Annotated in this window: 8 protein-coding genes; all 8 read right to left on the reverse strand. The window is 34.5% G+C overall.

What is annotated here, in order from left to right:
- The coding region (locus tag BM141_RS21570; RefSeq protein ID WP_091549516.1) for a HEPN domain-containing protein at positions 1-362 on the reverse strand (362 nt) is incomplete at its 3' end.
- Complete coding sequence (locus BM141_RS21575; RefSeq protein WP_091549517.1) at positions 359-676, reverse strand: nucleotidyltransferase domain-containing protein; 318 nt, start codon at positions 674-676, stop codon at positions 359-361. The genes BM141_RS21570 and BM141_RS21575, both read right to left, overlap by 4 nt.
- Before the next feature lie 241 nt (positions 677-917).
- Positions 918-1,346, reverse strand: a complete 429-nt coding sequence (locus BM141_RS21580) for a hypothetical protein (RefSeq protein ID WP_091549518.1) — start codon at positions 1,344-1,346, stop codon at positions 918-920.
- Positions 1,347-1,349: 3 nt separating this feature from the next.
- The gene (locus BM141_RS21585; RefSeq protein WP_143091063.1) at positions 1,350-1,877 is read right to left on the reverse strand and encodes a hypothetical protein; all 528 of its coding nucleotides are present in this window, start codon (positions 1,875-1,877) and stop codon (positions 1,350-1,352) included.
- A 41-nt stretch (positions 1,878-1,918) separates the two neighbouring features.
- The gene (locus BM141_RS23700) at positions 1,919-2,044 is read right to left on the reverse strand and encodes a hypothetical protein (RefSeq protein ID WP_262509470.1); all 126 of its coding nucleotides are present in this window, start codon (positions 2,042-2,044) and stop codon (positions 1,919-1,921) included.
- A 21-nt stretch (positions 2,045-2,065) separates the two neighbouring features.
- Positions 2,066-2,428, reverse strand: a complete 363-nt coding sequence (locus BM141_RS21590; RefSeq protein WP_091549520.1) for an RHS repeat-associated core domain-containing protein — start codon at positions 2,426-2,428, stop codon at positions 2,066-2,068.
- Between the two features lie 248 nt (positions 2,429-2,676).
- Entirely contained in the window at positions 2,677-3,093 is a 417-nt protein-coding gene (locus BM141_RS21595; protein ID WP_091549521.1) for a hypothetical protein, read from the reverse strand.
- 3 nt (positions 3,094-3,096) lie between these two features.
- Positions 3,097-3,686: hypothetical protein (locus BM141_RS23285; protein WP_221407734.1), on the reverse strand; the 590-nt coding region annotated here is incomplete at its 5' end.

The following is a 3,686-nucleotide window of genomic DNA, read 5'->3' on the forward strand; positions in this document are numbered from 1 at the left end:
TTTTTCACCATTTCGCAGAAACTTTCTGCATTTTCTATGCTTGCTTTGGCTTCTTCTTCTCCTATATCGGTATTCATCTCGTAATCGCCTGACTGCCTTAGCTCAAAAGTTTCATTGAGTTTTTCTGCAAATTCTTTTGGGAAAATATTGGTCTTAATAAATAGTTCATTGAATTTACTGTGGCAACCTTGATGCGTCTTAGCGAAAATTTGTTTTGTAAAAAGTAGTGCCTGCACATAATTGAAAATAGCATAATAAGACCTATTGACCGTTCCCAAGTAAAAATGTCCCTTGAAAAGGTATTTTGCATTTTCAAGACAGTCGTCAGCTTTAGCTAAAACTTGCAGTATTTCTTCTTTCATACCTCTTTGCCTTCTTTTCTAATAAAATAAAATAAGGGACTTTTGTGGGTTTCAAATTTTGTTTGAGTAACAGGCAGGAAAGAGATAGGCTTGTCGTATTGCAAAATTAAATCAATCACTTTTTGGTTGATAGTACGAATTTCTTTGATAAGAGAAATATGCTCATCTTTGAGTACAACAAGCAAATCAATATCTGAATCTGGTTTTGCTTCACCTCTTGCTTGAGAACCATAAAGAATTACCTTAGAAAGTCTTTCTCCGTAGATTTGTTCTACTATTTTCTTAAATTCACTGATAATCAAACCAATTTCCATAACTTTTCTATTTTCCAAATATACTAATTTCCTTCAAAATAAAACTGCACAAACAAGAAAAACTACTACTTTGTTCTGTCCTGCTTAAGTGGAACTGACCCACAGTAAAGGAGGACGAGATTGCTACACAAAGGAGAAATAAAACTTATCTCTCATGCTACGCACCTACACGCCAATCAGAGATTGGTAGATAGAACGCCTTAAACACACTGCGTTTAAGTCTAAAGCAAACAGGGGACACTCATATAGGAATTTCAAAGATGAATTTATTTTGTTGCTTATTGAATGAGTAAACTATAGGAGGGGGTATAAAATTAAAGATTAACCCTAAAAAACCTTCCATTGCATAATAGATAGCTTCCTCTTGATAAAAAGTATCATCAAGCAAAATTTCATTTATCGTAATAACTATTACATTATTTACTTTCAGATAGTTACTTATTTTAGCTAAATTTTGTTGTATTGCTTTTTTTAAGTAACTGACTTCTAATTCACTCAATTTTAAATTTTGCTTAAAACGAATCAAAACCACATCATTAACATTTATATCGTTAGAAATATTATCGTCTTTGTATTCATAATTTATAAATGCTGTAATGGTTATTGAAATGTACCAACTTGCTTGTTTTGGTGCAATTAGTAATCTAAAAGATTTAAGTGATTTTTCCATGTTTTAATAAAATTTAAGTAAGTGGAAGATGGAGTGATGAAAATAATGCTCAAAACCAAATCTATTTGCCCTGCGTATATATTGTAAACCATGATTAGGAACTCCTCCCCAAGTTTTTGCATATCTTCGATGCCATATTTCTCTATTATTATCAGAAAGTAATGTTAAATCTTTCTGTAATAAATTTGCAAATACACCTTTTTTAATACCCAAAACCATGATTTCTAAACCAGCAACTCCTCTGTTATTTTCTAAATGAGATTTATGACTTAATGCTTCTTCATAAGTTTCCCAACTATATACACCTTCCCCAATATCTGACTTATTAGGCTCACTTGGGAAAGGATAACCAGTTGTTCTAAGTCTATTAGCATTTGCTTCGTTTTGCACTGTATAAAATAAAATGTCTTCTTCCTCTATCCTCCTACGATTATTTTCCTTCTGCTGCTCATAAAACTCATTATGATTCCTTACTGAAGCATCATTTTTCCCTCCATTAGTAGTTAAGGTTAATAAATCTGCAAAAAGCAAAATTGGCATGAGGCGCGCTCCTCCCGTTTCTGCAATTATTCCTATTGTCCTACCCGTACTACCCCAAAGCGAGCGTGCGCTCCTTTTATTGTAGTTACAGACCTATTAGCAAACTTGCCTAAGCCGTCAAAGAAGTTTTTGAAGCTACTACTGCCACCGCTCGGCATTGGGCTTCCTCCCCTACTGCACTACTTCCCTATTACCACCCCTGCCATGCCTGTGCCTCCACTGCTACTACTACTTTTCTTTTTCTTTATTTTTCCTGCATTAGGGTCATCGGTACAGTTTTCACACTTGCCTCCCTCATTTGCCAAACCCGTTGGGTCATTAAACATCACCGGATTATTATACCCAAACTGATACGGATTGATTCCCGTAAACAAATCTGCCAGAGGGTCTATCTGGTGGAATCTACCCACTTGCGGGTCATAGCTTCTGAACGCTGTTTCATGCCAGTGGAGATTTAGCTTTGTTTCCTTCTCCGTTTGTCCATTGAAAGTAAACTTATCCTCCGTATTCAGACTTGGTGCAGTGTAGTCTAAGCCCTTCATGCCGAGTCCGAAGGATAGTAAAATTAGGAATTATCAATGATGAATTATGAATGAAAATGCAATTTTTCATGTCTTTTGACGCGGGGTGCAACACGTGAAAAACTATACTTTGCATAACCTACTGACTACCAAGAAATAAAACTTGCCTCTTTTGCTTACGCACCTACATGCCAATCAAAGATTAGCAGATAGAACGCCTTAGAGTCGCTTGTGCTCAACTCTAAGGCTAACAGGGGAGAATAAAAGAATTATTCTGGTATTTCAAAAATAAACTTGTTTTGTAATTTGTCAAAAGAATAAATTACAGGCTTACTTTCAAAACCAAAATTTAAGCCAAGCCATCCCTCCATGGCATAATAGAAACCTTCTGATTGATAATCAGTTATAGGAAATATAACATTATTAATTTTAATAATAAGTCTATGCCCTTGTCTATTATAGACTAAGATATGGTTGAGATTGTCCATAATAGCTTTTACAAATAATTTTAATTCATGCTCGTACAAATTTATATTAGTATCAATATGAAGATATACTTCATCTGAAATTCTGATAGTATCGAGACTATAAGGCAAATCAGTGATAATAGAATCTGCATCAATCATTATAAATATGCCCCATGAAGCTTCTTTACTTGTAATCTTGAGATTGAATTTCGTACTCATTGTTTAAAAGAATTTTAAAAAGCTGAAGATAGTGTGATGAAAAAAATGTTCTTTTGCGCCTCTCATAGCCTCTCCTGTTCCTCTTATTATGTACTGCAAACCATGATTTGGTATTCCACCCCATAATTTTGAATACTTACTTAACCACTCTTCCGGATTTGTCAAAGAATCAATATCCAATTGCCTTAACGAATTAAGAATATTTGTTTTTATTCTGAAAGCAAGAATAATGGTCTTCTCTATAACACTTTCTCCATACCTACTTATTAAATTTTGCCGATAGAGATGAGCTGCTGCAAGTGTTCCCCAAGCATAAACACCTTCTCCTAATGCGGATTTATTAGGCTCTGTTGGAAATGGATAACCTGTTGTTCTTAATCTGTCAGTATCTTCATTACTTTGCACAGTGAAAAAATAAGTATAATTATCTCTTTCTTCTTTTGAATCACCAGCCTGTCTACTTAAATAGTTTTCATATTGTTCCTGCTCAAATCTTTCATGATTCCTTACTGAAGCATCATTTTTCCCTCCATTAGTAGTTAAGGTTAATAAATCTGCAAAAAGCAAAATTGGCATGAGGCGCGCTCCTCCCG

The sequence above is a fragment of the Thermoflexibacter ruber genome, assembly GCF_900113045.1.
GTDB classification, from domain to species: domain Bacteria; phylum Bacteroidota; class Bacteroidia; order Cytophagales; family Thermoflexibacteraceae; genus Thermoflexibacter; species Thermoflexibacter ruber.

Excerpts from the sequence above, each read along its gene's own strand:
- BM141_RS21575 (WP_091549517.1), bottom strand. The coding sequence starts at position 676 with ATGGAAATTGGTTTGATTATCAGTGAATTTAAGAAAATAGTAGAACAA.
- BM141_RS21580 (WP_091549518.1), bottom strand. The coding sequence starts at position 1,346 with ATGGAAAAATCACTTAAATCTTTTAGATTACTAATTGCACCAAAACAA.
- BM141_RS23700 (WP_262509470.1), bottom strand. The coding sequence starts at position 2,044 with ATGCCGAGCGGTGGCAGTAGTAGCTTCAAAAACTTCTTTGACGGCTTA.
- BM141_RS21590 (WP_091549520.1), bottom strand. The coding sequence starts at position 2,428 with ATGAAGGGCTTAGACTACACTGCACCAAGTCTGAATACGGAGGATAAG.
- BM141_RS21595 (WP_091549521.1), bottom strand. The coding sequence starts at position 3,093 with ATGAGTACGAAATTCAATCTCAAGATTACAAGTAAAGAAGCTTCATGG.